At 72.9% G+C, this 26,810-nt stretch carries 24 protein-coding genes; 12 read left to right on the forward strand and 12 right to left on the reverse strand.

The window, feature by feature from the left end; all coding sequences use genetic code 11:
- Positions 1 to 15: 15 nt before the first annotated feature.
- The 3 genes from GA0074692_RS07320 to GA0074692_RS07330 all read right to left on the reverse strand — a co-directional run bounded on the left by GA0074692_RS07320 (position 16) and on the right by GA0074692_RS07330 (position 3,316).
- Positions 16 to 1,347, reverse strand: a complete 1,332-nt coding sequence (locus tag GA0074692_RS07320; protein WP_091640698.1) for an enolase C-terminal domain-like protein — start codon at positions 1,345 to 1,347, stop codon at positions 16 to 18.
- Positions 1,348 to 1,376: 29 nt separating this feature from the next.
- Entirely contained in the window at positions 1,377 to 2,291 is a 915-nt protein-coding gene (gene kdgD, locus GA0074692_RS07325; protein WP_091640701.1) for a 5-dehydro-4-deoxyglucarate dehydratase, read from the reverse strand.
- Positions 2,292 to 2,422: 131 nt separating this feature from the next.
- A complete protein-coding gene (locus GA0074692_RS07330) occupies positions 2,423 to 3,316 on the reverse strand; it encodes a LysR family transcriptional regulator (protein WP_091640704.1) in 894 nt (297 codons plus the stop codon).
- Between the two features lie 140 nt (positions 3,317 to 3,456).
- On the opposite strand from GA0074692_RS07330, the gene GA0074692_RS07335 reads away from it, so the two are divergent.
- Genes GA0074692_RS07335 through GA0074692_RS07355 form a run of 5 tightly spaced genes read left to right on the forward strand, consistent with a single transcriptional unit; the run spans position 3,457 to position 8,026 of the window.
- The gene (locus GA0074692_RS07335) at positions 3,457 to 4,464 is read left to right on the forward strand and encodes a Bug family tripartite tricarboxylate transporter substrate binding protein (RefSeq protein ID WP_091640706.1); all 1,008 of its coding nucleotides are present in this window, start codon (positions 3,457 to 3,459) and stop codon (positions 4,462 to 4,464) included.
- The gene (locus GA0074692_RS07340) at positions 4,461 to 5,108 is read left to right on the forward strand and encodes a tripartite tricarboxylate transporter TctB family protein (protein WP_091640709.1); all 648 of its coding nucleotides are present in this window, start codon (positions 4,461 to 4,463) and stop codon (positions 5,106 to 5,108) included. The genes GA0074692_RS07335 and GA0074692_RS07340 overlap by 4 nt, the downstream gene beginning before the upstream one ends.
- 9 nt (positions 5,109 to 5,117) lie before the next feature.
- Positions 5,118 to 6,647 (forward strand): tripartite tricarboxylate transporter permease, encoded by a 1,530-nt coding sequence (locus GA0074692_RS07345; protein WP_091640711.1) that lies wholly within the window; start codon positions 5,118 to 5,120, stop codon positions 6,645 to 6,647.
- A complete protein-coding gene (locus GA0074692_RS07350) occupies positions 6,644 to 7,033 on the forward strand; it encodes a universal stress protein (protein ID WP_091640714.1) in 390 nt (129 codons plus the stop codon). Before GA0074692_RS07345 ends, GA0074692_RS07350 begins: the two co-directional genes overlap by 4 nt.
- 36 nt (positions 7,034 to 7,069) lie before the next feature.
- Positions 7,070 to 8,026 (forward strand): 2-hydroxyacid dehydrogenase, encoded by a 957-nt coding sequence (locus GA0074692_RS07355; protein WP_091640716.1) that lies wholly within the window; start codon positions 7,070 to 7,072, stop codon positions 8,024 to 8,026.
- Positions 8,027 to 8,080: 54 nt separating this feature from the next.
- Here GA0074692_RS07355 and GA0074692_RS07360 read toward each other — a convergent pair whose 3' ends face one another.
- The gene (locus GA0074692_RS07360; RefSeq protein WP_091640718.1) at positions 8,081 to 8,551 is read right to left on the reverse strand and encodes a molybdenum cofactor biosysynthesis protein; all 471 of its coding nucleotides are present in this window, start codon (positions 8,549 to 8,551) and stop codon (positions 8,081 to 8,083) included.
- A gap of 155 nt (positions 8,552 to 8,706) precedes the next feature.
- On the opposite strand from GA0074692_RS07360, the gene GA0074692_RS07365 reads away from it, so the two are divergent.
- Positions 8,707 to 10,428, forward strand: a complete 1,722-nt coding sequence (locus GA0074692_RS07365) for an SWIM zinc finger family protein (RefSeq protein ID WP_091640721.1) — start codon at positions 8,707 to 8,709, stop codon at positions 10,426 to 10,428.
- Here the strand turns inward: GA0074692_RS07365 and GA0074692_RS07370 are convergent.
- Positions 10,373 to 11,014 (reverse strand): TetR/AcrR family transcriptional regulator, encoded by a 642-nt coding sequence (locus tag GA0074692_RS07370; RefSeq protein ID WP_218106585.1) that lies wholly within the window; start codon positions 11,012 to 11,014, stop codon positions 10,373 to 10,375. The genes GA0074692_RS07365 and GA0074692_RS07370 overlap by 56 nt on opposite strands.
- Before the next feature lie 204 nt (positions 11,015 to 11,218).
- Between GA0074692_RS07370 and GA0074692_RS07375 the strand changes: the two genes are divergently transcribed.
- On the forward strand, positions 11,219 to 11,545 hold the full coding sequence (locus GA0074692_RS07375) for a putative quinol monooxygenase (protein WP_091640724.1): 327 nt from the start codon (positions 11,219 to 11,221) through the stop codon (positions 11,543 to 11,545).
- A gap of 36 nt (positions 11,546 to 11,581) precedes the next feature.
- Here the strand turns inward: GA0074692_RS07375 and GA0074692_RS07380 are convergent, their stop codons facing one another.
- The 6 genes from GA0074692_RS07380 to GA0074692_RS07405 form a co-directional block, all read right to left on the reverse strand.
- Positions 11,582 to 14,149 (reverse strand): DUF6493 family protein, encoded by a 2,568-nt coding sequence (locus GA0074692_RS07380; protein ID WP_245730214.1) that lies wholly within the window; start codon positions 14,147 to 14,149, stop codon positions 11,582 to 11,584.
- Entirely contained in the window at positions 14,146 to 15,468 is a 1,323-nt protein-coding gene (locus tag GA0074692_RS07385; RefSeq protein ID WP_091640728.1) for an SWIM zinc finger family protein, read from the reverse strand. The genes GA0074692_RS07380 and GA0074692_RS07385 overlap by 4 nt, the downstream gene beginning before the upstream one ends.
- Before the next feature lie 156 nt (positions 15,469 to 15,624).
- A complete protein-coding gene (locus GA0074692_RS07390; protein ID WP_091640730.1) occupies positions 15,625 to 16,668 on the reverse strand; it encodes an LLM class flavin-dependent oxidoreductase in 1,044 nt (347 codons plus the stop codon).
- Positions 16,665 to 17,687, reverse strand: a complete 1,023-nt coding sequence (locus GA0074692_RS07395) for a zinc-binding dehydrogenase (RefSeq protein ID WP_091640732.1) — start codon at positions 17,685 to 17,687, stop codon at positions 16,665 to 16,667. The genes GA0074692_RS07390 and GA0074692_RS07395 overlap by 4 nt, the downstream gene beginning before the upstream one ends.
- Positions 17,687 to 18,907 carry an amidohydrolase family protein gene (locus GA0074692_RS07400; RefSeq protein ID WP_091640734.1) on the reverse strand — a complete coding sequence of 407 codons (1,221 nt, stop codon included), beginning with the start codon at positions 18,905 to 18,907 and terminating at the stop codon, positions 17,687 to 17,689. Before GA0074692_RS07400 ends, GA0074692_RS07395 begins: the two co-directional genes overlap by 1 nt.
- A 1-nt stretch (position 18,908) precedes the next feature.
- Complete coding sequence (locus tag GA0074692_RS07405) at positions 18,909 to 19,805, reverse strand: ABC transporter substrate-binding protein (protein WP_176738343.1); 897 nt, start codon at positions 19,803 to 19,805, stop codon at positions 18,909 to 18,911.
- 203 nt (positions 19,806 to 20,008) lie between these two features.
- Here GA0074692_RS07405 and GA0074692_RS07410 point away from each other — a divergent pair, with 203 nt between their 5' ends.
- From GA0074692_RS07410 to argH, 5 genes are all read left to right on the forward strand, one after another.
- On the forward strand, positions 20,009 to 21,571 hold the full coding sequence (locus tag GA0074692_RS07410; protein WP_091640739.1) for a PucR family transcriptional regulator: 1,563 nt from the start codon (positions 20,009 to 20,011) through the stop codon (positions 21,569 to 21,571).
- Positions 21,572 to 21,693: 122 nt separating this feature from the next.
- The gene (locus tag GA0074692_RS07415) at positions 21,694 to 22,611 is read left to right on the forward strand and encodes an amino acid ABC transporter permease (protein WP_091640741.1); all 918 of its coding nucleotides are present in this window, start codon (positions 21,694 to 21,696) and stop codon (positions 22,609 to 22,611) included.
- Entirely contained in the window at positions 22,608 to 23,378 is a 771-nt protein-coding gene (locus GA0074692_RS07420) for an amino acid ABC transporter ATP-binding protein (RefSeq protein WP_091640743.1), read from the forward strand. Before GA0074692_RS07415 ends, GA0074692_RS07420 begins: the two co-directional genes overlap by 4 nt.
- Before the next feature lie 43 nt (positions 23,379 to 23,421).
- Positions 23,422 to 24,324 carry an arginase family protein gene (locus tag GA0074692_RS07425; protein ID WP_091640746.1) on the forward strand — a complete coding sequence of 301 codons (903 nt, stop codon included), beginning with the start codon at positions 23,422 to 23,424 and terminating at the stop codon, positions 24,322 to 24,324.
- Positions 24,321 to 25,835 (forward strand): argininosuccinate lyase, encoded by a 1,515-nt coding sequence (argH, locus tag GA0074692_RS07430; RefSeq protein ID WP_091640748.1) that lies wholly within the window; start codon positions 24,321 to 24,323, stop codon positions 25,833 to 25,835. Before GA0074692_RS07425 ends, argH begins: the two co-directional genes overlap by 4 nt.
- Positions 25,836 to 25,857: 22 nt before the next feature.
- On the opposite strand, the gene GA0074692_RS07435 is transcribed toward argH, so the two are convergent.
- Positions 25,858 to 26,808, reverse strand: coding sequence for an STM4015 family protein (locus GA0074692_RS07435; RefSeq protein ID WP_091640749.1), 951 nt, complete (start codon positions 26,806 to 26,808; stop codon positions 25,858 to 25,860).
- Between the last annotated feature and the right edge of the window lie 2 nt (positions 26,809 to 26,810).

Raw genomic sequence — 26,810 nt, forward strand, 5'->3', positions numbered from 1 at the left:
TTCCAGTGGTGATGGTCAGCGGACCAGGCACGGTCGCTTGGGGTCGAACGCCCAGCCGGGCACCAGGTACTGCATCGCGGCGGCGTCGTCGCGGGTGCCCAGGCCGTGCTCCAGGTACAGCTCGTGCGCCGCTGCCAGGGCGTCGCGATCGAGCTCGACCCCCAGTCCGGGCGCGGTGGGGACGGCGATCCGGCCGTCCCGGATCCGCAGCGGCGTACGGGTGAGCGCCTGCCCGTCCTGCCAGATCCAGTGTGTGTCGAGGGCGGTGATCTCGCCCGGGGCGGCGGCGCCCACGTGGGTGAACATCGCCAGCGAGATGTCGAAGTGGTTGTTCGAGTGCGAACCCCAGGTGAGGCCGAAGTCGTGGCACAGCTGGGCGACCCGGACGGAGCCGCGCATCGTCCAGAAGTGCGGATCCGCGAGCGGGATGTCGACCGCGTTCGACCGGACGGCGTGGGCCATCTGGCGCCAGTCGGTGGCGATCATGTTGGTGGCCGTACGCAGCCCGGTGGCCCGCCGGAACTCCGCCATGACCTCGCGTCCGGAGAACCCGCCCTCGGCGCCGACCGGGTCCTCCGCGTACGCGAGCACCCCGTGCAGGTCGCGGCAGAGTTCGACGGCCTCGGCCAGCAGCCAACCGCCGTTCGGGTCGAGCGTGATGCGCGCGTCCGGGAACCGCTCGGCGAGGGCGCGCACCGCGGCGACCTCCTGCTCGCCGGCCAGCACGCCGCCCTTGAGTTTGAAGTCGGTGAACCCGTAACGGGCCTGTGCCGCCTCCGCGAGCGCCACGATCGCGTCGGGGGTGAGTGCCGGTTCGCGGCGCAACCGCTCCCAGTCGTCGGCCGGTTCCGGCTCGGCCAGGTAGGGCAGGTCGGTGGACCGGCGGTCGCCGACGTAGAAGAGGTACCCGAGCATCGGGACGCTGTCGCGCTGCTGGCCGTCGCCGAGCAGCTCCGCGACGGGCACGCCGAGGTGCTGACCGAGCAGGTCCAGCAGCGCCGACTCCAGCGCCGTCACCGCATGGATCGTCGTCCGCTGGTCGAAGGTCTGCGACCCGCGTCCGCCCGCGTCGCGGTCGGCGAACGTGTCGGTGACCTGGCGCAGCAGTCGCCGGAACTGCCCGACCGGCTGCCCGACCAGCAACGCCTCGGCGTCGGAGATCGTGCGCCGGATCGCTTCGCCCCCGGGGACCTCGCCGACGCCGACGCGACCTTCGCTGTCGGTGACGATGGCGACGTTGCGGGTGAAGAAGGGGCCGTGCGCGCCGCTGAGGTTGAGCAGCATGCTGTCGTGCCCAGCGACGGGCACCGCCTCGACACGGGCCACGGTCGGGGTGCGGCCGGTCATCGTCGTCCTCTCGGGGTTCGGTGAGGTGGTCAGGAGACCCTCTTGACCAGGGTGGTCAGCTCGGCGAGTTCGCTCTCGGTGAGGTCCGACAGCGGGGGCCGGACCGGGCCGCCGTCGCGTCCGACCGCGGTCAGGCCGGCCTTGACGATGGAGACCGCGTACCCCCGGCGCCGGTCCCGGATGTCCAGGTACGGGATCACGAAGTCGTTGAGCATTCGGTAGACCGCTGGCCGGTCCTGGGCGCGGACGGCCGCGTAGAACCGGAGTGCGAACTCGGGCAGGAAGTTGTACAGCGCGGAGGAGTAGGTCGTCACGCCGAGCTGCAACAGTGGCAGGGCGAACGTCTCGGCGGTCGGCAGGCCGCCGACGTAGATCAGCCGGTCGCCGACCCGGGCGTAGGTGCGCGTCATCTGCTCGATGTCGCCGACGCCGTCCTTGAGCCCGATCAGGTTGGGGTTGCGGTCGGCGATCTCGGCGACCGTGACGTCGGTGAGCACGGCGTTGGCGCGGCTGTAGACGATGACGCCGAGGTCGGTCGCGCGGCACACGGTGCTGATGTGCTCGGCCAGGCCCTGCTGGCCGGCCTCGGTGAGGTACGGCGGGAAGAGCAACAGTCCGGAGGCGCCGGCGGCCTGGGCGGCCTGGGCCTGGGCGACGGCGACGGCGGTGCCGCCGGTGGCCGGCGCGACGACGGGGACCTTGCCGGCCACCTCGTCGACGGCGACCCGGACGACCCGGTCGATCTCGGCCGGGGTGAGCGAGAAGCCCTCACCCGTGCCGCCGGCCGCGAACAGGCCGGCGACGTCGAAGCTCGCCTGCCAGGCCAGGTGCTCGCGGTACCGGGCCTCGTCGAACTGGAGATCGGCGTCGAAGTGGGTGACGGGGAACGAGAGCAGGCCCGACTTCAGCCGGTCAGCAAGAGCATCCGGCGGCAACAGCGTCACGGTGATCGTGTCCTTGGGTCCGGGTCCGCGCCGGTTTCTCTCGACGGCGCGAACGTGGTCGCGATCACGGTAAGAACCGGCGACGATGCATGTCCAAGAGCAGTTCCGCATTGAACGATGCAGGACGGGTATCAGGTTCCGTCGGTGCGTCGCTCCAGCGCGGCGAGCGCCCGCCACAGCGCGGGGTTCTTCGAGTCCCTGGCCCACAGCAGGTGGAGCTCGACCGGTTCGGGCGTGGGCGTCTCCAGTCGCACGAACCCCACTCCCTCGATCGCGAGCCGCGCGGCGGAGGCGGGGACGAACGCGACGCCACGGCCGGCCGCCACGAGCCAGAGCATGGTGAGCACCTGGCTCACGGTGTGCACGATGTTCTCGGTGGCGATCGGGACCACGCCCGCGACCAGGTCGTAGAAGTACTTCGCCTTGGTCGGCGAGTGCATGACGACCGGCTCGCCGGACAGGTCCGACGCCGTGGCCGGTCGCCCCAGCGCCAGCAGCCGGTGGCCCACGGGTGCGGCGACGAGCAGCGCCTCCCGGTGCAGTACCCGGGAGCCGAAGGTCTCCTCGTCGAAGGGGGGCCGGGCCAGTCCCAGATCCACCTCCTCCTTGAGCAGTCCGGCGACCTGCTCGCGGGTCACCATCTCGGTCAGGTCGACGTCGACCTCGGGCAGTTCCCGGCTCAGGTCGTTCAGGAGTTCGCCGAGGACCCCGTACGCGGAGGCGGCGGTGAACCCGATCCGGACCAGGCCGCTCGCCCCGGAGGAGACCCGTCTGGCCAGCTCGGGGGCGGTGTCGGCAAGAGTGAGCAGTCGGCGGGCCTCGGTCAGGAACGCGGTGCCCGCCGCGGTGAGGGTGACCCGTCGATTGTCACGTTCCAGCAGTTGGGCACCGACGGCCCGTTCCAGCTTCTGGATCTGACGGCTCAGGGGAGGTTGTGTCATCTTCAGACGCGCGGCCGCCCGGCCGAAGTGCAGCTCGTCGGCTACGGCCACGAAACCGCGAAGTTGCTCCAGCGTGAACGTCATGTCAGGAAGGTATCAATTGATGCTCCATTGGATTTGGACAGGCATGAGCCGAGGTTCTTACGCTGCGGTCATCCACGCGTCGGTGATCCCACTCACAGCGCCCACCGCCGTAACACGGCTCTGCTAAGAGGAGAACCCATATGAGCATCAACCGCGTACGCCAGTGGGCGACGCTGGGTGCCGGCTTCACCCTGGCCCTCTCGCTCGCGGCCTGCGGCGGCAACGTTGGTGGCGGCTCCGACGACGGCGCGACGTTCCCCGGCGACACGCCGATCACGATCTTCGTCGGCCAGGACCCGGGCGGCAGCACCGACCTCATCGCCCGCGCGTTGGCCGAGCAGGTCTCCGACGACCTCGGCGTGCCGGTGACCGTGGAGAACAAGCCCGGTGCGAACGGCGCCCTGGCCGCGAAGGAGCTGTCGGGCAAGAAGGCCGACGGGCACACCCTGATGGTCTACAACGGCAGCCTCGCCTACATCACCCCGTTGGCGGTCGCCGAGGGACAGGTGCCCGACATCGCGGAATACGAGATCGTCACCGGCGTCAGCCAGGACGACTACGTGCTCGTGACCGCGCCGAAGTCCGGGTTCAAGACCGTCGACGACATCGCGAAGGCGGGGCGGCAGATCACCTTCGGGACGACCGGTGTGGGTACGGGCAGCCAGCTCTCCCAGGCGCTGCTGTTCGCCCAGAAGGGCATCGACGCCAAGGCCGTCCCCTTCGACGGCGGTTCGCCCACGCTGACCGCGGTGCTGGGTAGCCAGGTGGACGTCGGCGCCGTGCAGCTCGGCGAGGCGATCGAACAGATCGAGGCCGGCAAGTTGACCCCGATCGTCACCTTCGCCGACAAGCGGCCGACGTACCTGGCCGACACCCCGACCGCCGGCGAGGCCGGCCTCGACGTGCCGGTGCAGCAGTCCCGGGCGATCTTCGCCCCGAAGGGCACGCCGACGGCGGCCATTGACACCCTGCGCGCGGCGTTCCAGAAGGCATTCCAGGCCGAGGCGTACAAGAAGTTCAACGAGGAGAACCTGCTCACCCCGAACGAGGTCGACGGCGAGGAGTTGCGCAAGCAGTGGACCACCAGCCTCACGGAGTACAAGAGCGTGCTCCAGAAGCACAACATCAACCTCGGCGGAGCGAAGTGACCTCTGCGAACGACCGGGCGGGTAGCCCGGCGGTCCCCGGCGGCCGGGCGGCCGCTGGGGGCGCCCCCGGGGCGACCCGGCAGGCCGAACCGGCGAGCGGCCCCGCCGCCGAGGCGCCCGGTCCCGGGGAACCCGACCTCGACGGGGTCAGCCTCGCCGAGGCGGTCCACCAGGTCGAGGAGGCCGAACACGAGGGCCGCCCACCCGCGGCCGGGCCGTTGAGCAACGTCCTCGTGGCCGCCGCCGTGGTCGTGCTCGGTGTCGCCGCGCTGGTCGGCTCCGCCCGGCTCGGCCTCGGCAGCGCCCGCAGCCCCGAGGGGGGCACCTGGCCGCTGCTGGTCAGCGGTGTGCTTGTCCTGCTGGGCCTCGGTCTGCTGGCCACCGCCCGGCGGACGACCGACGCCGAACGATTCTCGCGGGCGAGTTGGCTGGTCTTCGCCGGCCTGGCCACCATGGTCGTGTTCGTCGCGGTGATCGAGGTCATCGGCTTCGAGATCCCCGCGACCCTGCTCGCCTTCGTCTGGCTACGGTTCCTCGGCCGGGAAAGCTGGCGTACCTCGGTCGTCGTCAGCCTCGCCGTGGTGGTCGCGTTCTACCTCCTCTTCGTGGCGGCCCTCGCCGTCCCCATCCCGCACCTCTTCTAGGACCGTCCCGTGGACTTCGCTCCTGTACTCGACGGCTTCGGCGTCGTACTCGAACCGACGAACCTGCTGTACTGCCTGATCGGTGTCGTCATCGGCATGCTGATCGGCGTGCTGCCCGGCCTCGGTCCGGCGGCGACCATCGCGATCCTCCTGCCGGTGACCTTCGGCATCGAGCCGGTGACCGCGGTCATCATGCTCGCCGGGATCTTCTACGGCGCCCAGTACGGCGGCACCATCACCTCCGTCCTGCTCCGCCTGCCCGGCGAGGCATCCTCGGTGGTGACGGTCTTCGACGGCTACGCGCTGGCCCGGCAGGGCCGGGCCGGGACGGCGCTCGGCATCGCCGCCGTCGGCTCGTTCATCGGCGGAACGGTGTCGATCATCGCGCTGACGCTGGTCGCTCCCGTGGTGGCGGGCTTCGCGCTGGACTTCGGCCCGCCCGAGTACACGGCCCTGGCCCTGCTCGGCATCCTCCTCGTGGCAACGGTGAGCAGCGGCGGACGGCTCAAGGCCGTGATCGCCGCTGCCGTCGGCCTGCTGCTGGCCACGGTCGGCCGGGACGGGTTCACCGGCGCCGAGCGGTTCACCTTCGACAACCTGTCGCTCGCCGACGGCCTGGACTTCGTCCCGATCGCGATGGGCCTCTTCGGCCTCGGCGAGATCCTCTACAACCTCGAGGAACGCCACCGGGCGGTGCAGGCGCCCACGACAGTGGCCAACGTCTGGCCGTCGCGGGCGGACCTGCGTCAGTCCTCGGGGGCCATCGGACGCGGCTCGCTGCTGGGCTTCGTCCTGGGGATCCTGCCCGGCGGCGGTGCCACATTGTCGTCCCTGGCCGCGTACGCCCTCGAGAAGAAGCGGTCCAAGCACCCCGAGCGGTTCGGCAAGGGCGCCGTCGAGGGCGTGGCCGCCCCGGAGACGGCGAACAACGCGGCGGCGACGTCGTCGTTCATCCCGCTGCTGACGCTCGGCATCCCGGCCAACGCGACGATGGCCGTCATCTTCGGCGCGCTGCTGATCCAGGGCGTGAGCCCGGGCCCGCAGCTGGTCAGCCAGGAGCCCGAACTCTTCTGGGGCGTCGTCAACTCCATGTACATCGGCAACATCCTGTTGCTGATCATGAGCATTCCGCTGGTCGGCCTGTTCGTGAAGATCCTGCGGGTGCGGGCCACCATCCTCGCCCCCATCACGGTGCTGATCACGCTGGTCGGCGTCTACACGGTGAACAACGACGTCTTCGACATCGTGCTGGTGATCGTCTTCGGAGCCCTCGGCTACCTCATGAAGAAGTTCGGCTTCGACCCTGGCCCCCTGGTGCTGGCGTTCGTGCTCGGCTCGCTCCTCGAGGACTCGCTGCGCCGCTCGCTGCTGATCTTCGACGGCGACGCCACCGGCTTCTTCACCCGACCGATCTCCGGCACCCTGCTCGCCATGTTCCTGCTCGTGGCCCTGCTTCCGCCGATCCGGGCGGTCCTCGGCCGCCGCCGGGCGTCGTCCCACCCCGATACCGCCGCCCACGACACCAAGGAGCTCGTGTGACCGTCCTCGTCGCCTACATCCCCAGGCCCGAAGGAGACGCCGCCTTCACGGCCGCCGTCGAGGAGGCCGGGCGTCGCCGGGAACGGCTGGTGGTCCTCAACGCCCCGCGCGCGGGTGCGCCGGTCAGCGCGGACGTCGCGAGTGAGGCCGCGGTCGCGGACATGATCCAGCGGGCGACGGCGGCCGGTGTCGACGTCGAGGTCCGCCAGGACGCCCACGCCGGGGACCTCGCCGACGAGGTCCTCCGGGTCGCCGAGGAACTTGACGTCTCGGTGATCGTGATCGGCCTGCGTCGCCGCTCGCCGGTCGGCAAACTGATCATGGGCAGCACGGCCCAGCGCATCCTGCTCGACGCCGACCGGCCCGTCCTGGCCGTCAAGCCCTGACGTCGGCCCGACGACCAGCACCGGGAGGTAAGCACGATGGCACAGGTCGTCGTCCTGGGCACCGGACTGCCCGACCGGGTTCTCGACGAGATCGGCGTCCGGCACACCGTCCGTACCCTCACCCGCGACCAGCTCGACACCGCCGAGGGAAGGGCGGCCCTGGCCCACGCGGAGGGAGTGGTCGTGATCGGCCAGGAGCCGGTCACCGAGGAGTTCCTCGCCGCGGCCCCGAAGCTGCGGGTGGTCTCGCTGCGGGCGGTCGGCTACGACCGGGTCGACCTGGCCGCCTGTCGCCGCCGTGGCGTGGCCGTGTGCCACACCCCTGGGGTGCTCGACGGGGCGGTCGCCGACCTCACCGCCCTGCTCGTGGTCGGCATCGCCCGGCGGTTCGGGGAGTGCCTGGACAGCGGCCGGGGCTCCTGGGCCACCACCGGCGCCCGACCCGCGCTCGGCACCGACGTGGCCGGCAAGGTGCTCGGCATCCTGGGCATGGGGCGGATCGGCCGACGGGTGGCGCGGACCTGCGCCGCCGGCTTCGGGATGGAGATCATCTACCACACCCGGTCCGGTCCGACCGCCGAGGACGACGCGTTCGGCGCGAGCTGGGTGACCAGGGAGGAACTCTTCGCCCGCGCCGACTTCCTCACCATCCACCTGCCACTGACCCCCGAGACCCGGCACAGCGTCGGCGAACGGGAGCTGGCGGCGATGAAACCCGGCGCGTACCTGGTGAACACCGCCCGGGGCGACGTGGTGGACGAGCGGGCCCTGGTGGCGGCCCTGCGGTCGGGTCGGCTCGCCGGCGCGGGGCTGGACGTGCTCTCCACCGAGCCGCCCGATCCGGACAACCCGCTGCTGCACCTGCCCAACGTCATGGTCACGCCGCACGTGGGCAGCGCGACCGAGGAGACCCGGTACGCGATGGCGGAACTGGCCGCCCGGAACCTGCTGAACGTCCTCGCCGGTGAGGAGCCGGTCGCCCGGGTCGTCTGAGGCCGGGCGACCCGACATCAAGGCGTCGTCGCCGGGCGACGGCCTGCCGTACGGTCAGCCGGTGGTGACCTGGACCGGACCCACCCGCAGCGTGCCGTCGGTCAGTGGGGTGCAGCGGACCCCGCCCCGACCGCGTAGCGCCTTCCAGGCACCCGGGCCGATGGTGGCGTCCATCCAGGCGCACGGGTGGGCGGCGCGGTTGACCCGCAGGCTGACCGGCCCCTCGCCCGAGTCGAGGACCAGCACGGTGCCGACCAGCTCGTCCACGGCGAGGCCGACGGTGAGGATGTTGCGCCGGACCTGCACCAGGTCGGCCCCGGGCGGCAGGGACTCCGACGCGATCAGGGTGACGCTCGCGTCGCGGTGCGCGGGCCGCCCGAAGTAGCGGTCGCCGACGATGCCGAGCCCGGCCCGGATCCGGATCTCCTCGACGAGTTCGCCCGGGGCTGCCGGCGTCGGCCCGTCGGCCGGCCGACCCAGATAGCGGTGTACGGGCGAGGCCAACAGTTGGACGATCTCGGGCACGGCCGAATTCTACGAGCCGCCGCCCGCCGACCCCGACGGCGTGCACCGCCCTGGACGTCGGATCCACCTCCCGCCGAGGTGGCGCGGCGTGCTGCTCCGACGCGCACTGGCGAGAAACACGAGCCTGCTTGCACAAGATCGTAGGATTGCCGTCCATGACCTGGCTCACCGAGGCGGCGCTGCGACGAAGGGCTGGAGTCACGCTCTTCGAGCGTGGCGGCCGCTGCGTCGGCGACGTGGCCGACGTGGCCGAGGAGGCCGGGACCGTGACGGCGACGGTGCTGAGCAGCACCGGATCCGGGGCCACTTACCGTGTCCGGCTGGATCAGCGGGACGGGGAGCCGGCCGGAAACTGCGACTGTCCACATGGGCTGGAAGGGCATTTCTGCAAACACTGCGTCGCGGTGGGGTTGAGACTGATCGGCGGCTCGTCCTTGCGCGCGACTCCGCCTCCGTCCGAAGTGCTGCCGGGGCAACAGCAACAATGGCAGGCCGTCGAGGTCTTCCTGGCCGGTCGCCATCCGTACGAGTTGGTCGAGCTGCTGCGTGACGCGGCGCAGGACGACCCGGCACTGTGTCACCGCCTGTGGCTGCTGGCCACGGCGAGCGACCCGACGCAACTGCGGAAACAGGCGGAGCGCCTGGAGGAAGGGTACGGGGCCGGGGCGGGAGCCACCTATGCCGAGCGGGCCCGGGCGATCGTGTTCGCGTTCAGCCACCAGCCTGCGGCGCACCACGCCGCCGCACAGGAGGGGCTGCGGCTGGTGGTGCAACGTCTGCTTGACGCGGTTGACCAGGAAACCGAGCACTGTGAGCCTGGCGAGACCACGGCCGACGACGACGCACCCGTGCTGGCGGTCCTCTCCGTCGCCTGGCGAGAGCACCTGCGGCTGTGCCAGGTCACCCCACCCGATGCCGTGCGGCTGGCGCAGTGGTTCGTCGGCATTCGCCTTGAGCACCCGCACCACGGGTATCGCTTTCCGGCTTCGGATCTCGCTTCGTTGGATCGTGTGCTGACCGCATGCCGGGAGGCACTCGCCACGATCGAGGGTGCGTCCGCGCAGCAGCAGACGCTGCGGGAAGAGGTGCTCGAGGCCGGCGGCGACACCGATGAACACGTGGCGCTCCTGGCCGCCGACCTCTCGACCTACCGGAGCTATGCCCGTGTCGCCGAGGTACTCGTCGCCGCGAGTCGCATCGAGGAGGCTGTCGGCTGGCTGGAACGTGCCCGCAACCCTGGCGTCAAGCTTGGCGATGACCCGAGACCGGTCGCCGAGCTGTTGGCCGTCCTCTACACCCGCCAAGGCCGCCTGGCCGACGCGCTCCAGGTACGGCGACGCCATTTCGCGTCGGCCCGCACCGAGGCGGCCTATCGGGCGTTGCGGGAGGCCGCGAGCCTGGCCGGGGCCGATTGGCCGCGGCTGCGCGACGAGGCGCTCGACCTGCTGCGCCGTACGGCCGGCCCGGGCCTCCCGCCGGACACACCGGGAGGGTGGACGGCGACCACCGGACCCCACGCCAGGTCGGTGTACACGCTGGTGCATCTCCTGATCGAGGAGGGCGCGCCGGATGAGGCGTGGGACGTGGCGCGACGCCATGGGTGCACCGGTGCCACGCTGGTCAAGGCAGCCAACGCCCGAGCCGTCTCACATCCGGAGGACGCGATTGCCGTCTACTGGTCGCTGGTCGATGAGGCATTCGAGTTCCACGGCCGGGACCGCAACCGTAGTTACGAGCGGATCGCCAGCCTGCTGTTTGTTCTCAAAGACCTCATCACCCGCAGCGGCGGCGACTTCCGCAGGGAGCTGGCGACGTTCAAGGTCACCCACAGTCGCAAACGCAACCTGATCGAAGAGCTCGCGCGTCGCGGCCTGTGACCTGCTCAACCCCGGTGCTGCCGGGCTGGCCATCGCCGCCGCGCGGCCCGCTGTCCGGGTCGATACCGATGCCCCGCCAGACCACGTCGAACAGGCGGTGCGACTCCTCTCGGGTCAGCGGTGACAGCCCGAGCACCAGGCGCTGGTAGGCAGGGGCGCAGAGGGCGTCGACGACGGTGTCGACGTCAACGTCCGGGTCGATCTGCCCGGCGCGGATGCCACGTTGGACGATCGACGTGGCGCTGCGTCGGCGGGGGGTTATCCAATGGTCGAGCAGGGCGCGGTTCACCAGGTCGTCAGTGGCGGCGGCCGCGACGACGTGGCGCAGCAGCGGACCGGCCAGGGTGTCCCGGAGCAGGTCGGTGAGGGCGTGAACGTGGTGGGCGAGCGCGTCGCGCGCGGAGGCGTCCGCCATCGGGTCGATGGAGTCGCGTACCTCGTCGAGCAGGCCCTCGAGCAGCACCGCGGCCGGTGAGGCCCACCACCGGTAGATGGTCGTGCGGCTGACCCCGGCCCGTTTCGCGATCGCGTCGATGGTCGCGGCCTGCCCGCCCCCGCTGAGGGCGAGCTCGCCGGCGGCGCGCACGATCGCCTCGCGGGCGCTGGTGCTCCGGGGCCGCCCGCGTCGGCGTGCCGATGTGATCTTGCCCGCGCCGCGCGGATCAGGAGTTCCTCCGACAGGAGCAGGGGTAGCATCATTCCTGGACACAGTGTCCAGTATATGGAAGGGGCCGTGTCGCGTACGCCGCCCGGACCGGGCGGTGCCCCACCCAACCGGAAAGGTCACCCGATGATCTTCATCACCGCCAAGTTCCTGGTACGCCCCGAGGACGCGGACCGCTGGCCGGACATCGCCCGCGCCTTCACCGAGGCGACCCGCGCCGAGCCGGGCTGCCTCTGGTTCGACTGGTCCCGCAGCGTCGACAACCCGAACGAGTACGTCCTCGTCGAGGCGTTCCGCGACGGCGACGCCGGTGCGGCCCACGTCCAGTCGGCGCACTTCCGGGCGGCGCAGCGTGACCTGCCGCCGCACCTGGCCGCCACGCCGCGCATCGTCAACACGACGATCCCGCAGGACGACTGGTCCGAGCTGGGGGAGATGGCCGTCGAGGCGTGACCGGCGGGACGCCGTGGCGGCCCGCCGGTCCGGTCACTACGACGTCCGCTGGCCGGTCCGGGAGACCCCGTCGAGCGCCTCGGTGAGCCGTCGCGCCTCCCGGACCAGTCGGCTCGACCCGCCCCGTGCGGCGACCTCGGCCAGCCCCGGCACCTCGATGCGCACCCCGACCCGGGTGGCCGTCTCGGCGGCCAACGTCAGCAGGTCAGGGGTGCCCCGGGGCGCGGTCGGCACGGCCAGGATCGCCGGCAGGGCGGCGGCGAGCAGCCGCCACGTGGTCAGCGGAGCGCCGGCCGTGGCCGCGTCCCGCAGCGGGGTCAGCGCCCGGGTCGGCAGCACACTGCCGCTGGCCGCCAGTTCGCCCAGGTGTCCACCGATGGCCGGGGCGTCCAGCGTGCCGGCGGCGGCGAGCAGCAGGAGCGCGTCGAGGGCGGCGACCCGGTCGGCCTCGTGCCGGGCGCCCAGCCCGTACGCCAGCGCCAGGTCGAGGGCGGGGCCACCCTCGCCGCCGCTCTCGGCCAGCAGCGGCAGGATCGCCGCGCCGCCCCGGGCGTCCTGGTCGGCGGTGCTGGCCACCTCGGGCAGCGCGTGCGCGGCCACCACGGCGGGATGCCACGGCAGCACCGGCGCCCAGAGCGTCGCCCGGTTGCCGTGGTCGATCCCGACGAGCACGGGGGGCACGGTGAGCAGCCCGAGCCGGTCGTGGTGGCCCTCCGGTGGAGCGAGCCGCACCTGCCGGCGCTGCTTAGGCAGCCGGTCGTACTCCCAGTCGTAGGACTTGCGGCGCTGCCGACGTGGCACCGTGACGACCTCGTGGACCGGGCGGGGCAGGCCGCCCTCGCGCAGCCAGACGGCGAGCCGGTCCCCGGCCGGGCTGCGCAGGGCAGCCGCCTTCGCGGCGAGCGGCTCGTCGAACCCGGTGGGCAGCCGCAGCAGCGCCTGGGTCAGGTCCCACCGCCACGGTCCGCCCGAGCCGAGGCGGGCGATCCGCTCGTACAGCGCCAGCGGGTCGACGGCCCCGGTCACCGAGGTCGGCGTGGCCAGCAGCGCCGGATAGCCGGGCGAACCGACCCGACTGCCGACCTCGGCCAGGCGGGCCCGGAGCAGCCGGTGCAGTGCCGGCACGCGCGCCTCGCCGGACTGCTGCTCCGTTTCCGGGGAGGGACCCACCCCGGCCATCAGCGCATGCCACCGGCCGCGACGCTGCTCCGCCCGGGAGGGTTCGACCGCCGTGTACAGCACATCGCCGAGCAGGCCGCACAGGCAGCACGGATCCCACGGGTGGTCGTCCAGCCGGTGTCGGTGCCGGTCCAGCACCGGGACGAGCGCCCGGTGCAGGCGCGGACGGTCGGCGCCGGCCAGCCGGACCAGCCCGTCCAGGACCCGGTCCAGGGGCAGGGCGCGAAGTTCGCCGCCGAGCAGGGCGGCGACCTCCTCGGCCAGTTCGTCGGGGTCGGTGATCGGCGGCGGGGTCGACGCCGGCGCGGGCGAGGGCGGCAGATCGTCCCCGCTCACGGTGACCACCACCGGCGGGGGTGCGTACCCGTGTCGGGCGGTCAGCGTGCCCGCCCGGTCCCGCACGTCGGCGGCGGGGTGGTCCAGCGCCACGGCCAGGACCTCGGCGATCTCCGCCGCGTGGTCCGCTCGGCGGCGGGCGAGCCGGTCGAGCCAGCCCAGTTGGGTTCGTGCCAACGCCTTGTCCGGCCGGGCCAGCACCGTCCGGGAGGCCTCGAGAAGGGCCTCCACCTCCAGGTCGTCCCACTGCCGCAGCGCCTTCTGCGCCATCGTCGCCACCGGCGCCGGGGCGTCGGCGAGCAGCCGCAGGTAGCCGGCAGCCCGGGTGGCGACCTCCGCCACGGTCGGGGCGAGCAGGTCGTGCAGGGCGACGAACGCCCGCAGCGCGGCCGGCCGGTCGTCCCGCAGCAGGCGGCTCAGACACCCGTCCAGCAGGACCGTACGGTCCAGCCGACCCGTACCGGCCAGTTCCGCGAGCGCCCGGGGCAGGGCCATCTTCTCCCGGGTCGAGGAGTCGTCGAAGGCCATGGCCACCCCGACGCCGTCCACCTCGAACAGGCGGGGCAGCAGCGCGTCGAGGAACGGATCCGCGGCCAGCCGCTCCGCCAGCGGGCCGTTGCGCCGCCCGTCCCGCGGCCAGCTCAGGTCGGACACCCAGCCCGACACGAAGGTCTCCCCGGTCGGCGGCGGGGCCTGCTCGGCGGTGAGCAGTTCGGCGACGAACGCCCACCCGTCGCCCGGGTCGGTACGGGGGAGCCGGTCCGCCAGCCGGTAGGCGAGGTCGGCCAGCCAGGTGACGCCCCGCTGCCGGGCCACCTCGATCACCGGGGCGGCGGCGGTCCGGCGCAGCGACACCGCCCGCCGGCCGAGCAGTTGGGCCGTCTGGGCGGCGCTGGGCAGGCAACCGACCGCCACCACCGCCAGCGCGGCCGCGTAGTCGTTCCACCACCAGGAGCGTTCCCCCTCGCGGACGTGGACCAGCAGCGCCTTGGCCAGGTCCCGCCGGCGCTCCTCGGTGAGCCCGGTGACGCTCACCATGGCCGCCCGGACGTCCCCGGTGGCCAGGTGGTCGAAGCGCCAGTCGCTCATGCCGCCGCCTCCACCATGGACGCGGCGAGCGCATGCCGGCACGGCCCCCGTTCACCCCGGTGCCGGCTCCACCACAGACAGGAGCAGGTGTATCCGCCTTCCGCACGGCGGCGGACCCGGTAGACCTCGGTGCCGTGCTGGACCGTGGCCACCTCCCCGTCCCAGCCGACCGCCCCGGCCTCCACCAGCGCCCGCGCACCCGCCAGGCGGGGATTGTCCCGCTCGGCACGGCCGGCGTCGTAGGGCAGCACCCGGTGGAAGTAGGCGTCCTCGGCCACGTCGTACCCGACCCGACCGGCGGTGCCCAACTGCACCAGCGCGGCCTGCACCCGCTCCCAGGGCACGCCCGCCTGCGCCGCCAGGGTCGGCACGTCGATCGTCGGATCCCAGGACAGCAGCGCGCTGACCAGCGCGGCGTCGTCGGCCACGTCGTCGGAGGCCAGGGAGGCCAGCACGCCGCCCTCCCCGGAGAACCCCCGGTACGGCTCGGGCGAGAGGGTCAGCGACAGCCGCATCCCCCCGGTGTCCAGCTCCCAGACACTGGCCGTGGGCGACGAGCCGGCCGTCAGCGCCGGACCGTACACCCGCAGGCTCCGGGCGAAGCGCAGCATCCCGCGCAGCGCGGCGAGCCGCCCCGGCCCGGCCAGACAGACCCCGCCCGGGGCGGGGCGCGAGGTCAGCCGCAGCGACCGACCGGCCGGCACCGCCCAGAGCACCGACCGGTCACCGGAGGCGGGGAGCCGACGCAGGAACGCCGCCGCGTCGGTCGCCGGGACGTCGGCGCGCAGGGCCATCTCCGCTGCCAGTACGTGGACCTCGGCGAAGCCCCGCAGCCAGCGGGCCGGCAGCGGCACCTTCTTCTCCACCACCGGACCGTCGAGCGTGGAGACGGTGAGGTCGTCCGGCCCGACCGACAGGTGCAGCGGGTCGAGGCCGCCGACCCGGGCCAGCGCCTCGCGCAGCGGCGCGTTCACGTCGACGTTGGTGGTGCCGTGCTCGACGACGTCGCCGTCGAAACCGGCGGGGGAGACGTCGAGCCGCGCGTACACCCCGCAGCAACCGGAGAAGGACTCGAACCGCAGCCGGTCCCGGCTGCCGGTGACCACCGGGTCGAGGCTCGCCGGGTTGACCGGCTGGTGGTAGCGGGTCCGGGCGACCTCGGCGACGGCCAGCAGCCCGGCCGCGGCGGTCCGGGGCGCGGTCAGGAAACCGGTGAAGAACCGCGGGTTGGCCGAGGGCCCGCCGCTGGTCTGCAACGCCAGGTCACCTTCGTGCAGCGCGGACGGTTGGAGGTAACGATACGTCTGAAGCGCGTTCACGGTCGCACCGTACGGGGGGCCACCGACACGCTGCCTCACCCGAACCGGTCGGGTCGCGGGCCGCTTCGCTCGCCGTACGGGTCCGCGCGATGACTGTCGGTGCCCGTCGGTACGGTGTCCGCCATGACAGGTGACGTCGGGACGGCCGTTCCGCTGTCAGCCCGCCTCGGGGCGGCCGAAGGTGCGCAGCAGCCGGTCGAGTTGGTGCGGCGCGGCCGGGCGGACCAGCGGCAGGGTCACCCCGGCCTGCCGGTACGCGGCGATCCGGGCCCGTACGTCCGCAGCGGTGCCGGTGGCGGTCAGCGAGGTGACGTACCGCTCGGGCAGGATCTCCTGGAGGGCGGCCTTGCCGCCCCGCGCGAACGCCTCGGCGAACCGGGGCAGGTCGTCCGGGTCGATGGTCGGCTCGCCCACCGACATCTTGGCCTTCGGGGTGGACGCGTAGGTGAACTTGGTCGCCACCTCCCAGCGGATCGCGGCGACGGCCGCCTCCCGGTCGTCCTCGATGGAGGTGTTGACCAACTGGGCCACGGTCAGCTCGGCCGGGTCCCGGTCGATCGTCTCGCAGCTGCGCCGGAGCAGCTCGACCGCGTTGGCCGAGTACTCCGGGGAGGTCCCGGCGTCGAGCAGCACGCCGTCGCCGAGCTTCGCCGCGTTGACCAGCCCCCGGCGGCTGGCGGCGGCGATCCAGATCGGGATGTCCGCCCGGACCGGGGTGAAGTTCAGCCCTACGTCGTCGAGCTGGACGACCTCGCCCCGGTAGGTGACCCGTTCCCCGGTGAGCAGCGCCCGGATCGACTCGACGTACTCGCGGAGGGTGGTGATCGGGTCGGTCAGCGGCCGGCCGTTGCGGGCGGCGTGCTTGGCGGTGAACGCCCCGACCACCAGGACGAGCCGACCACCGCTCAGCTCGTCGAGGGTGGCCGCCGTCTGGGCCATCACCAGCGGGCTGCGCAGCCGGACCACCTGGGTGGCGCCGAGGGTGACCCGCTCGGTGGCCAGCCCGAACGCGGCGAGGGCGCTGGCCGAGTCGCGGTTGGTGAACAGCGTCTCGGAGAAGAACGCGGTGTCGAAACCGGCCCGTTCGGCGGCGGCGGCCGAGGCGGCCATCTCCCGGACGGACACCGCCGGGTCGTAGCCGAGCGCCAGTCCGACACGCTCCACGGTGGGTCGGACTGGGGTGGGTGCGGTCGGGCTCACGGCAGCTCCAGGGTGGGGGACGGATCGAGGCGGGTGAGGTCGAGCACGATCTTGCCGAGCAGGCCGCCGCGTTCCAGGTGCGCCAAGGCAGCGGTGACCTCAGCCGCCGGGTAGGTGGCGGCGAGCACCGGGCGGACCGCGTCCGGTGCCGCCCAGGGCTGGGCCCGGCGCAGGTCGGCGATGATGGCGGCCTTCTCGGCGGCGGGCAGACTGCGCAGCGAGCCGCCGGTCAGCACGAGCCGCCGCCGGATCACGGTGCGCAGGCTGAGGGTGACGTCGTCGCCGCTGAGCACCCCGACACAGAGCCACCGGCCTCCGCTGCGCAACCCGGCCAGGGTGAGCCCGGCGACGGCCGCGCCGACCAGGTCGAGCACGATGTCGAAGCCCTCCGGGGCCTGCTCGCGCAGGGTCCGCTCCGCGTCCGCCGCCGTGGACACCACCACCGGGTCGGCCCCGAGGGCCCGTACCCGCTCGGCCAGTTCGGCGGTGCGGACGGTGCCGGCGACGCGCGCGCCGAGTGCCCGGGCCAGGCGGACGGCCATGGTGCCCACGCCGGAGTTGGCCGCGTGCACCAGCACCCGATCCCCGGGGCGCAGGCCGCCGAGGGTCCGCAGGTTCCACCAGGCGGTGGCCAGCGCCTCCGGCAGCGCGGCGGCCTCGGTCATGCGCCATCCGTCGGGCACCGGAAGCACCTGGGCCTGCGGTGCGACGACGTGGGTGGCGTACCCGCCGCTGCCGAGCAGGGCGCAGACCCGGTCACCGACCCGCAGGTCGGTGACCCCGCTGCCCAACGCGACGATCCGACCGGCGCATTCCAGGCCGGGCACCGCCGACTCGCCGACCGGCGGCCGGTAGTCGGCGTCCCGTTGCAGCAGGTCGGCGCGGTTGAGCCCGGCCGCGTGCACCTCGATCAGCACCTGGCCGGGGCCGGGCGTTGGGGTGGCGGCGTCGACCCAGACCGGTACGGGCGGCCCGGCGGGCGCGGTCGGTCCGGAGTCCTGGAAGAGCACGTGTCGCATCAGCGGCTCCCGGTCTCCGGTGAACGGTCCGTACCGGAGACGGGCTGGCGGAACGGGGCGGGGGTGACCGCCCGACCGTCCCGGACCAGTTCGGTGCCGTCCCGGAACACCTGACGTACCCGCAGCTCCGGGTCGAGCACGACGACGTCGGCCGGCACGCCGGGGCGGAGCGTGCCGGCACCGTCCAGGTGGAGTGCGGTGGCGGGGTTCCGGGTCACCAGGGCCAGGGCGTCGGCCAGGTCGAGCGTGCCGGTGTCGACCAGCGCGCGGACGGTCGGCAGCAGCTCCACCCGGTAGGCGAACTCCTCCCGGGTGCCGTCGGGCAGCGTCCGGGGCACCGAGGCGTTCCCGTCGCTGCTGAGGGTGAGCCGGTCGGCCGGCACCCCACGGTCGAGCAGTTCCGCGACCGCGTCGACCGGAGCCACCGCACCGACGATGCGGTCCGGGTTGATCAGCGGGTTGACGTCGACCCAGGAACCGGCGGCACCGATCCGGGCGGCCAGGTCGAGCGTCCGGGGACCGTAGTTGGCGTGGGTGACCTGGAGCCGGCGCGGGTCCGCGCCGGCGGCGTCCAGCGCCCGGGGGAGCAGGTCCGGGTCTCCGGCGGCGGTGCCGAGGTGTACGTGCAGCAGGGCGGCCCGGCCGGTGGCCCCGGCCGCCCACTCCAGCTCCCGCAGCAGCCGGGTCAGCTCGGCGAGGTCCGGGCAGGTGGCCTTGTGCTCGTACAGGGCCACCTTGACGCCGACCAGGTGCGGCAGCAGGTAGAGGTCCCGCAGCAGGGACCCGGTCAGGGTGGGCGGCGGCCAGTGGAACCCGCCGGCCATCACCCAGGCCCGTGGACCGGCGACCGGCAGGGCGTACGCCCGGGCGAGCAGCGCCTCCGGGCCCTTGCTGACCGGGTCGACGCCGGGCATCCCGACGCAGGTGGTGGTGCCGGCCTCGACGATCACGTCGGCCGGCAGCTCGGGGATCCGGGAGTGGTAGCCGGCGCCGCCGCCCCCGCCGACGATGTGCAGGTGCCCGTCGACCAGCCCGGGCACCACCAGCAGGCCGGTGCAGTCGTGGACCACCGCGTCCGGCGGCCCGACCGTCGGGCCGCCGGAGGGGGAGTCAGCCGTCGCCGTCACGGCGAGGACGTCGCGTCCACCGACGACCACGTCGGCGGTGCCGGCCGGCCGTGGGGTGAACACGGTGCCGCCGCGCAGGACGGTGACTGTCATGTCAGGCCGCCGGCTGGCCGTTGACGGTGACCGACGGACGCAGGATGTCCGCCAGGCCCCACTTCTCGCCGATCTTGGCGTACGTGCCGTCCTCGATCAGCGTCTTGAGCGCCGCCGCCACCGCGTCCCGCAGTTCGGTGTTGCCCTTCTTCACGCCGATACCGACCGGGATCTCCGCGATCGGCTTGCCGATCAGCGCGTACTTGCCCGGTTCCTGTTCCTTGGTGACGTACCGGATGGACTCGGCGCCCCGGATGCTCACGTCGGCCCGGCCCTGCTGCAACTGCAGCAGCGCGTCGGCGGTGCCGTTGGTGGTCAGCTCCTGCGTCGGCGGCTTGCCGGCCGGGGCACAGACCTTGGCGTTGAACTCGGCGAGGGCGTTGCGGTAGCCGGTGTCGCCGCTGTCCACCGCCACCTTCTGGCCGCAGACGTCGGCCTCGGTGGGGAACTGGGCGGCTTTGTCGGCGCGGGTGAACAACTGCGGGCCGGTGGTGTAGTAGTCGACGAAGTCGACCGTCTCCCGGCGGGACTCCAGGTCCTGCATGGCGGACTGGATCAGGTCGATCCGGCCGGTGGCCAGCGACGGGATGTACTGCTCGTACTCCTGGGTGACGAACGTGACAGTGACGCCCAGCTTCTCGCCGAGGGCCCGGGCCAGGTCGACGTCGAAGCCCTGCCGCTTCTCGCGGTCCTCGGTGCCCTCCGGCAGGTACGACATCGGCGGGTAGACCGGGCTGTTGCCGACGTTGAGCCGACCGGCGTCGCGGATCGCCTCGGGGAGCAACGCGTTGAGGGGGTTGTCCGACGCCCCGCCGGCGGCCGGCTCGTCGGCGCCGCCGCAACCGGCGAGGAGAGCCGCGGCGACCGCCACGCTCACCCATGTGGCTGACTTCTTCACACTGTCTCCTCCGGGTTCGCGGGTGATGGCGTACCCCACACCCCGCCTGACCGCCGCCGGTGATCGGCTGACGTTGCCCCAGTCTTCAAGCGACCGCGCGGCTGTCGGAAGGCGACCTATTGTCACGTCACCGCAGGTCGGACTGTACTTCATGTCGAAGACAGGCCGTCCAGACATGATCAACAACAGGGGAGGTGGGGCCGATGGCGGTGACCGTCGCGCAGGTGCTCGCGCTGCCGGAACTGCGGCTGCGGATGGTGGCCGGCGATGCCGGGCTGGGCAACGAGGTCCGCTGGGTGCACGTCAGCGAGACGGTGGACCCGACCCCGTGGCTGCGCGGTGGGGAACTCCTGCTCACCACCGGTATGCGGATCACCGACCCGGAGGAGTTCGGGCCGTACCTGCACCGGCTCGCCGACACCGGGCTGGCCGGGCTCGGCTTCGGGGTCGGCCTGGACCACCCCGACGTGCCCGAACCGCTGCGTGCCGCCGCCGAGGAACGCGGGCTGCCCCTGCTGGAGATCCCGGTCGACGCGCCCTACGTGGCGATCTCCGAAGGCGTGTCCAAGCTGCTCGCCGCCGAGCGGTACGACACCATCGCCCGGGCCTTCGACGCCCAGCAGACGCTGACCGCCGCCGCGCTGGAGCACGGGCGGGGCGGCATCGTCACCGCGATCTCCCGGGCGGTCGACGGCTGGGCCGTGCTCACCGACACCGCGGCGACCGTCGTCCGCGCCTGGCCGCCGGAGGCCGGTGAACGGCTGCCCGCCCTGCTCCCGGACCTCATGCGCACCCGTGAGCGGGGCATCCGGGCGAGCAGCGCGGTGGTCACCCCGCGTGAGTCCATCGCGATCCACACCCTCGGCGCCCGGGGCCGGATGCGGGGCTTCCTGGTCGCCGGCGTGCCGGGGCGGGCCAGCGACTACAGCCGGATGGTGCTGGCCGGCGGGGTTGCCCTGCTGTCGCTGGAGATGGAACGTTCGCAGGCGGCCAGCCGGCAACTGCGCCGGCTGCGCTCCGACACCCTGCTCCAACTGCTCCGGGGCGCGATCGCGCCGTCCGTGGCCGAGCAGCACGTGACCGGCTGGGAACTCGACCCCACCGCCCTGCGGGTCGCTACGTACCTCTGCGACGCCAGCCGGGGCGACCCGCTGGGGGACCGGGTGAACGAGCTGATGAGCGAGGCCAACCTGCCCGGCGCGGTGGTCGTCCAGGCCGCCGGCCGGCAGGCCCGGGTCACCGTGCTCACCGACGGCTCGGACCGCACCGCCCGGGCCCTGGCCCGGCTGGCCTCGGTCCGCCCCACCGTCGCGCTCGGCCTGGGCGACGTGGTGCCGGTCGAACGCGTCTCGCACTCGCACCGCGCGGCCAGCCACGCCGCCGAGGTCGGCCAGGCCGAACGGCGGGCGGTGACCCGCTTCGACGACCTGGAGGCCCTCCAGATGCTGTTCCACGCCCAGTCACCCCAGGCCCTCGCCGGCTTCGTCCGTCGGGTGCTCGGCCCACTCCAGCAGCACGACGGTGGCCGGGACGGCACCCTGCTGGCCACCCTGCGCGCGTTCCTCGCGCACAACGGGCACTGGAACGAGACCGCCGCCGAACTCGGCATCCACCGGCACACCCTGCGGGCCCGGATCGAGCGCATCGAACGGATCACCGGCCGCGACCTCGCCTCCGCCTACGAACGCATGGAACTGTGGCTCGCCCTGCTCGCCGACGGCGCCGCCGACCCCGACGACACCCGCCCGGCACCGGACCGGACGTAGCCCACCCCGGCGTCCGTACGACAGAAAGTCCTGGCCAGGGCCGCCCCACTCGACCTCCTGTCAGGTACCGCCACCCCGTCGCCGCCGGTGAGACTCGGCGAAAGCAGCCGACGGGAGGCACGATGACCAGCACGGACCGGGGTGGCACCGCCACCGAGCCGGCACCGGGACCGGGACAACTCGCCGGGCTGCCCCGGGTGCCGCTACGGCACTACGGCCGCTGGGTCTCGGCGGCCCTGGTGCTCGTCGTGCTCGCCCTGCTCGCCCGGGCCTTCGCCCAGGGCAGCATCGAGTGGGCGGTGGTCGGCCGGTACCTGACCGCCGGGGCGATCCTGCACGGACTGGGCAACACCGTCGTGATCACGCTCTGCTCGATGGCGCTGGCCATCGTCCTCGGCGTCGTGGTCGCGGTGATGCGGATGTCGGCGAACCCGGTGACCCGTACGGTCGCCCTGGGCTACATCTGGCTGTTCCGGGGTGTGCCGGTGCTGCTGCAACTGCTGATCTGGTACAACCTGGCCCTGGTCTTCCCGACCATCGGCTTCGGCAGCTTCCAGGCCCGCACCATCGACGTGATGACCCCGTTCATGGCGGCCCTGCTCGGCCTGGGCATCAACATGAGCGCGTACACCGCCGAACTCGTCCGCGCCGGGATCCTCTCGGTCGACCGGGGCCAGATCGAGGCAGCCCAGGCACTCAGCCTCACCCCCGGGCAGATCCGCCATCGGGTGGTGCTGCCCCAGGCGATGCGGGTGATCGTGCCGCCGCTGGGCAACGAGTTCATCAGCACGCTGAAGATGTCCTCGCTCGCCGCGGTGATCACCTACGGCGAGATCCTGGAGAGCGCCGAGTTCATCTACTACGCCAACAACCGGGTCATCGAACTGCTCATCGTCGCGGCGATCTGGTACCTGGTGGTCGTCTCGGTGCTCAGCGTGATCCAACACTTCGTCGAACGACGGTTCGGCCGGGGCTTCCAGCACACCACCCGCCGGGCTGCCCGCGCCCTCGCGCGCCGAGAGAAGGAGAACCCCGCGTGACCGGCACACCCGTCGTCCAGGCCCTCGGCATCCACAAGTCGTTCGGACCGGTCCACGTGCTGCGTGGGGTGTCCCTGACCGTGCACGCCGGGGAGGTGCTCTGCGTGATGGGGCCGTCCGGCTCGGGCAAGAGCACCTTCCTGCGCTGCGTCAACCAACTCGAACGGATCGACGACGGCGAGCTGTGGGTCCGCGACGAACTGGTCGGCCACCGGGTACGCCAGGGGCGGCTGTACGAGCTGAACGAGCGGGAGATCGCCCGGCAGCGGCGCGGGATCGGCATGGTCTTTCAGCGGTTCAACCTCTTCCCGCACATGACCGCGCTCGGCAACGTGATCGAGGGCCCACTGCGCGCCCTGCGGCACAACCGCACCGACGCCACCGCCGCCGCCCGTCGCCTGCTCGACCGGGTCGGCCTCAGCGACAAGTACGACGCCTACCCGGCGCAGCTCAGCGGCGGGCAGCAGCAGCGGGTCGCCATCGCCCGGGCGCTGGCCATGCAGCCGTACCTGATGCTCTTCGACGAGCCCACCTCCGCCCTCGACCCGGAACTGGTCGGCGAGGTGCTCGACGTGATGAAGACCCTCGCCGCCGACGGCATGACCATGGTCGTCGTCACCCACGAGACCGGCTTCGCCCGCGAGGTCGGCGACACGCTCGTCTTCATGGACGACGGTGTGGTCGTGGAGAGCGGCCCACCGGCCGACGTGCTCGGCGCCCCCCAACACCCCCGGACCCGGGAGTTCCTCTCCCGCGTCCTCGGCTGAACCCACCCATCCACCACCGTTCGTACACCCCGAGAGGTCAGGCATGCCACGTCGTCACCAGCCGCGGACGTTCGACCTGTGGGGGGTCCCCTTCGACGGGGGCTCCACCCTGGGCTGGCCGGGCTCGCGCTACGCGCCCGCCCGGGTCCGCGAGGCACTGGGGTGGATCACCCAGCGCATCGAGAACGGCGCCATCTACTCCCTGGACAGCGACTCGGTGCACGAGGTCGGCGACGACCTGCTGCGCGACCGCGGCGACGTGGACGTCGTCGGCCACGACATCCAGGCGACCCTCGACGCGTGCTCCGCCGCCGTGGCCACCTCGCTGCGGGACGGCCGGTCCCCGATCGTCATCGGCGGTGACGACTCGGTCCTCTTCCCCTGTGCCCGGGGAGTGCACGAGGCCCTGCCCGGACGGGTCGGGGTCATCCACTTCGACGCCCACCTCGACCTGCTCGACCACAACCGGCACCAGGGTCGGGTCAGCCAGTCCAGCGGCATGCGCCGCAGCCTGGAACTCGACCGGATCAACGCCGACGACTGCATCCAGGTGGCCGTCCGGCACTTCAACTTCCCGTCCTCGGCGGCCTTCAAGCGGGACACCGGTCTGCCGCACATCACCGCCCGGGAGTTCCAGGCCCTCGGCCCGGTCTCCGCCGTGGAGCAGATCCTCGACCGGGTCTCCGGCGCCGACCACCTCTTCCTCTCCTTCGACATCGACGCGATCGACCCGGCGTTCGCCCCCGGGGCCGGCGCGCACGAACCGGGCGGCCTCACCTCGGGCGAGGCGCTGGAGGCCGTCCGCCTGCTCGCCCCGCACTGCGACGCGTTCGCCATCACCGAGGTCAACCCGCTCACCGACCATCCCACGTCGACCACCGCCACGCTCACCGCGTACCTGCTGTTCCACTTCGCCGTCTTCGGCTCGGGAGGAGCCCGTCGATGACCACCGACCACGGCTACCACGGCTTCCGGGCCACCGGCGTCCGGCTGACCGAGGAACAGCTCCCGCACCTGCGTAGCCACCGCACCGAACTGCTCGGCGACTCCCTGCCGGCGATCCACGCCTTCGACAAGGCCCACGCGGTGATGCTCACCGAGCAGGGCCTGCTCGATCCGGCCACCGGACCGGCCATCCTCGCCGCGCTACGGGAGATGGAGGCCCGGGGCGTCGCCGAGACCCGCATCGAGGTGGGCGGCGGGATGCACTCCGGCGAGCAGTACCTGATCGCCGCCCTCGGGCCCGACACCGGCGGCCGGATCCACCTCGGCCGCAGCTCCGGCGACCTGATCGAGGTGGCCCGCCGGATGACGATCCGCTGGCACCTGCACACGCTGTTGCCCGCCCTGACCGACCTCCGGGGTGTTCTGCTCGACCTGGCCGCCGCGCACACCGATACGGTGATGCCCGGCTACACCCACGGCCAGCACGCCCAGCCGACCACCTTCGCGCACTGGGCCACCATGTTCGAGCAGGCCTTCGCCCGGGACACCGAACGGCTGTTCGGCCTGTACGGGCGGCTCAATCTCTCGCCGGCCGGCGCGGCCATCCTCACCGGCAGCGACCTGCCCGTCGACCGGCACCGGGTCGCCGACCTGCTCGGCTTCGACGCCCCGCTGCCGCACACCATGGACGCCATCCTCAGCCACGACCTGGAGATGGAGACGGCGGCGCTGCTCGCCACCACCGGTGCCACCCTGGCCCGGCTCGCCGACGACCTCTACCTCTGGTCGACCGTCGAGTTCGGCTACATCGAACTGCCCGACCGGTACTGCGGCACGAGCAGCATCATGCCGCAGAAGAAGAACCCGGACGCCCTGGAGGACGTCAAGTCGGTCGCCACCCAGGCCCTGGCTGCCCTGGTCGGGGTGGTCACCGCCGAGCGGGGCCCGACCGGCTTCCCGATCCTCGAACGTCGCTACTCGCAGCAGGCGCTCTGGTCGATGTGCGGGGCGATCTCCGGCAAGCTCCGCGACTGTGCCGGGATCCTCGCCGACCTGCGGGTCGACCGGGAGCGGCTGGCCGCTCAGGCGGGCGCGCACTGGGCGCAGGTGACCGACGTCGCCACCGCCCTGGTCCGGCACACCGGGCTCGACTGGCGGCACGCCCACCAGGTCGTCGGCGTCTTCGTCCGGCTCGGTATCGAACGCGGGGTGGCCGCCCCGGCGGCCACCCCGGCCCTGCTCGACGACGCGGCCCGGCAGGTGCTCGGCCGCGACAGCGGCCTCACCCCCGAGCAGTTCGCCGAGGCGATGGACCCGTACGCCTTCGTCGTCCGGCGGACCCTCTACGGTGGGCCGGCACCGGCGGCGGTCCGGCGGGAGGCGGCCCGCTTCGCCGACCGGCTGGCCACCGACCGGCAGCACGTCGACGACCTGCGGCAGCACGTCGCCCGTGCCGAGGCGACCCTGGAGGCGGCCATCGACGACATCCTCGCCCGATACTCCCCGGGGTGAGCCGCGCCGCGGCCGGCAAGCGTCACTCCGAGACGGCGGTGTACCGGTAGCGCTCGCCCTTGTACTCGTCCTCCTGCCGCGGGTCCGACACGTCCACCCGGACCCCGGGCAGGGCGGCGACCAGCGCCGCGGCCACCTCCTCGGGGAGGAAGTGGTGCTGGAGGTCGAGTTCGGCCAGGTGGGTCAGGGACTGCCCGGCCAGCAGCGCGGCGGCACCTCGCTCGCCGAGCGTGCCCAGCGAGAGATCCAGCCGTTCCAGCCGGGACACCACCGCCGCGGTCGACAACGCCTCGGCCAGGTCGTCGGCGATCTCCGCGTTGCACAGTCCGAGCCGACGCAGCGCCGGGAACCGCTCGCCGGCCAGCAGCGGGGCCAGGTCCGACACAGTGGTGTCGCCGCCGTAGGCGGGCGTGCCGAGCCACAGTTCCAGGTCGGTGAGCGCGGGCAGTTCCGAGTCGAACACCGCCTGGACGAACGTCCGGGACAGCCCGCCGCTCTCCACCGCCAGCTTACGCAGCCGGTCGTGCCGTACCGGTGAGAACGTGAAGTCCGCGCCGCCGCGCACCCGCAGCACCTCCAGATTCGGGTACGCGGCCAGCAGTCGGCTGACGTCGCCCACCCGCATCCAGGAGACCTCGCACTCCTCGACGGTGATGTCCCCGAGGAACAGCGCGCGCAGGGCCGGCAGCCGGGGCGCCGCCGCGCAGAGCTGCGGGATCGGGGCGGAGTTGAACGCGGTGTACCCCCAGGAGCCGACGACCAGCGACTCCACCGACGGCCCGGCCGTCGCGACGAACTCCCCGAACGCCCCCTGGAACGGCTCGGACGGCGTGTTCTCGGCGGCGGACTGGTCGAAGTCCCAGCGGGCGAGCCGCCAGGACACCGGGCCGTCCACCGTGGGTAGCGGCTCGCCCAGGGGCACGTCGACCACCGGCCGGCCGGCGAAGGAACTCGCGTGGCTTCCGAACGTCATCG

The sequence above is a fragment of the Micromonospora pallida genome (assembly GCF_900090325.1).
GTDB classification, from domain to species: Bacteria; Actinomycetota; Actinomycetes; order Mycobacteriales; family Micromonosporaceae; genus Micromonospora; species Micromonospora pallida.

Excerpts from the sequence above, each read along its gene's own strand:
- GA0074692_RS07320 (WP_091640698.1), bottom strand. The coding sequence starts at position 1,347 with ATGACCGGCCGCACCCCGACCGTGGCCCGTGTCGAGGCGGTGCCCGTC.
- GA0074692_RS07415 (WP_091640741.1), top strand. The coding sequence starts at position 21,694 with ATGACCAGCACGGACCGGGGTGGCACCGCCACCGAGCCGGCACCGGGA.
- GA0074692_RS07425 (WP_091640746.1), top strand. The coding sequence starts at position 23,422 with ATGCCACGTCGTCACCAGCCGCGGACGTTCGACCTGTGGGGGGTCCCC.
- GA0074692_RS07410 (WP_091640739.1), top strand. The coding sequence starts at position 20,009 with ATGGCGGTGACCGTCGCGCAGGTGCTCGCGCTGCCGGAACTGCGGCTG.
- GA0074692_RS07375 (WP_091640724.1), top strand. The coding sequence starts at position 11,219 with ATGATCTTCATCACCGCCAAGTTCCTGGTACGCCCCGAGGACGCGGAC.
- GA0074692_RS07335 (WP_091640706.1), top strand. The coding sequence starts at position 3,457 with ATGAGCATCAACCGCGTACGCCAGTGGGCGACGCTGGGTGCCGGCTTC.
- GA0074692_RS07365 (WP_091640721.1), top strand. The coding sequence starts at position 8,707 with ATGACCTGGCTCACCGAGGCGGCGCTGCGACGAAGGGCTGGAGTCACG.
- argH (WP_091640748.1), top strand. The coding sequence starts at position 24,321 with ATGACCACCGACCACGGCTACCACGGCTTCCGGGCCACCGGCGTCCGG.
- GA0074692_RS07395 (WP_091640732.1), bottom strand. The coding sequence starts at position 17,687 with ATGCGACACGTGCTCTTCCAGGACTCCGGACCGACCGCGCCCGCCGGG.
- GA0074692_RS07355 (WP_091640716.1), top strand. The coding sequence starts at position 7,070 with ATGGCACAGGTCGTCGTCCTGGGCACCGGACTGCCCGACCGGGTTCTC.
- GA0074692_RS07330 (WP_091640704.1), bottom strand. The coding sequence starts at position 3,316 with ATGACGTTCACGCTGGAGCAACTTCGCGGTTTCGTGGCCGTAGCCGAC.
- GA0074692_RS07435 (WP_091640749.1), bottom strand. The coding sequence starts at position 26,808 with ATGACGTTCGGAAGCCACGCGAGTTCCTTCGCCGGCCGGCCGGTGGTC.
- GA0074692_RS07400 (WP_091640734.1), bottom strand. The coding sequence starts at position 18,907 with ATGACAGTCACCGTCCTGCGCGGCGGCACCGTGTTCACCCCACGGCCG.
- GA0074692_RS07380 (WP_245730214.1), bottom strand. The coding sequence starts at position 14,149 with ATGAGCGACTGGCGCTTCGACCACCTGGCCACCGGGGACGTCCGGGCG.